Consider the following 2,285-nt stretch of genomic DNA (forward strand, 5'->3'; position numbering starts at 1 on the left):
GCACCCGCCGCCACCGACGTCCGCGACTGCGCGCGGTAGGCGATCAGCGCGATGGCCAGCCCGAGCAGCGCCAGCACGGCCCCCACCCATTCGGGAGCGGTGTAGCCGAGGCCGAGCGAGATCGCCGCCCCGCCGAGGAAGGCGCCCAGGCTGTTGCCGATGTTCAGCGCCGAGTGGTTCAGCGCCGCGGCGATCGACTGGTTGTCGGGGCTCAGCACCGACGCGAGCGCGCCGACGAGCATGGCGGTGATGATCAGCGGCACCACCGAGAACGCCAGCACGGCGAGCAGCACGAGCACCGCGGCGAGCGCGGGGAGCCCCCAGATGAGCGTGCCGCGCAGATCGTGGTCGGCCAGACGGCCGCCCGCCAGGTTGCCCACCGTCATGCCCACGCCGACCAGCACCAGGGTCACCGGCACGACCCACGGCGGAGCACCGGCGACCTCGGTGACCAGCGGGGCGATGTAGCTGTACATCGCGAAGAACCCGCCGAAGCCGATCGCCCCCATGCCGAGCGTGAGCCAGACCTGCGGTACCCGGAACACGCCCAGCTCGGACCGCAGGGTGCGCCCGGGGTCGCCCGGATGCGGTGGCACGAAGAGGGCGATGCACACCGCCGCGACGGCGAACACCGCGGTGACGACGAGGAAGGCGGTGCGCCACCCCCACTGCTGCCCCAGGTAGGTGCCCAGCGGCACGCCGACGACGTTGGCGACGGTCAGACCGGTCAGGATGAACGCGACGCCCTGCGCGCGCTTGCCCGGGCCGAGCACGTCGGCTGCCACGAGCGCGCCGATGCCGAAGTACGCGCCGTGCGGCAGCCCGGCGAGCAGTCTCGACGCGCCGACCAGCCCGAAGCCCGGCAGCACCACGGTGAGCGCGTTGCCGAGGGTGAGCGCGATCGCGAGCGCCAGCAGCACCCGATGCCGCGGGAAGCGCGCCACCGCACCGGCGATGGTGGGCGCGCCGATCACGACGCCGAGCGCGTACAGCGAGATGAGCAGCCCGCTCTGGCCGATCGCCTGCTCGCTGCTCGCCGCCCACACGTCGGGCAGCAGGTCCTGGGCGATCTCGGGCAGCAGGCCCATGATGACGAATTCCGTCATGCCGATGCCGAAGCTGCCGATGGCGAGGGAGAGGAGCGCCCTCATCGCCGCCCCCCTCGAAGGATTCGAGGGAGTCACCCGCTCATGCTACCGGCCGGTCGCGTCACCGTCGGCGGATTCGTCGATGGCCTTCTCGAGACGCTCGATCTTGGCATCCAGCTCGCCGCTGTATCCCGGGCGGATGTCGGCCTTGAGCACGAGCGAGACGCGCGACCCGAACGGCATGACCGCCTCGGTGGCCCTCTTGACCACATCCATGACCGAGTCCCAGTCGGGTCCTTCGATCTCGGTGAACATGCTGGTGGTGCGGTGCGCGAGGCCCGACTCGCGCACCACCGTCACGGCGGCCGCGACGGCGTCGTGCACCGAATCACCTGAGCGGCCGTCACCGGATGGGGCGACCGAGAATGCGACGAGCATGGTTCCTCCTGTTTTCGTTGTCGATCTGTTTCGTGGTCGATCGCGTCAGCGACGCGATGCGGGAGTGCGCAGCACTGCGCGCACGGCGACGACGAGCGTCACCACGAGCATCGCATTGCGCACGGTCAGCAGCAGCACGGGCAGGGGCTGGGCGGCGAGCAGTCCGTCATAGGTGAGCGGGTAGACACAGAAGGTCAGGGCGCACAGCAGCAGCACGAGAGCGGTGGACGTGTGCGCGCGGGAGTGATCGAAGACGATCCACAGCATCGCGGGAACGATGAGCCAGGTGGTGAACTGCGGCGATCCGACCCGGTTCGTGGCGATCAGCGCGGCGATGAGCGCGAGGGCGAGCGGCGGCAGCAGGCGCGTCCAGGCGGCGCCCCGCCGTGCGCGCAGAATCCCGAGCACGACGATCCCGAGCACGACGATCACCATCGCCGGAGTCGTCGCCGCAGCGACGGCGGCGGCCCCCGGCGCCTCGATCTGGAAGGTGAGCATGTCGAAGCTGTACTCGATCTTCGCGTCGCCGCGGACCGCTGCCCAGAGGAAGGGCGTCGCGGCGACCGCCTCGATCTGCAGACCTCGGCCGTTCTGGGCGGTGATGAATCCGAAGAGCCGCTCACCGGATCCCAGCGCGAGCAGCGCGGCGGCGATCGCGGCAGACACCGCGGCGGCGGTCACCGCGAGCTGCAGACCGCGCCGGCCGGCCGCGATCGCGGCGACCAGGTTGACCACTGACTCCGCCGCATCCGACAGCAA

At 71.0% G+C, this 2,285-nt stretch carries 2 protein-coding genes and 1 pseudogene; all 3 read right to left on the bottom strand.

The genetic code is table 11. The features are described from left to right. A partial coding sequence (locus RT309_RS14770; RefSeq protein ID WP_313358254.1) for an MFS transporter occupies positions 1-1,151 on the bottom strand: 1,151 nt, incomplete at its 3' end. A gap of 42 nt (positions 1,152-1,193) precedes the next feature. Then, positions 1,194-1,526, bottom strand: coding sequence for a thiamine-binding protein (locus tag RT309_RS14775; protein WP_313358256.1), 333 nt, complete (start codon positions 1,524-1,526; stop codon positions 1,194-1,196). Positions 1,527-1,571: 45 nt separating this feature from the next. Continuing rightward, positions 1,572-2,285, bottom strand: a pseudogene (locus tag RT309_RS14780) (hypothetical protein); the annotation flags it as partial.

The sequence above is a fragment of the Microbacterium sp. genome (assembly GCF_032084865.1).
In the GTDB taxonomy this organism is placed as follows: Bacteria; Actinomycetota; Actinomycetes; order Actinomycetales; family Microbacteriaceae; genus Microbacterium.

Bases quoted from the DNA above. Each gene is read 5' to 3' on its own strand.
- RT309_RS14775 (WP_313358256.1), bottom strand. From the start codon at position 1,526: ATGCTCGTCGCATTCTCGGTCGCCCCATCCGGTGACGGCCGCTCAGGT.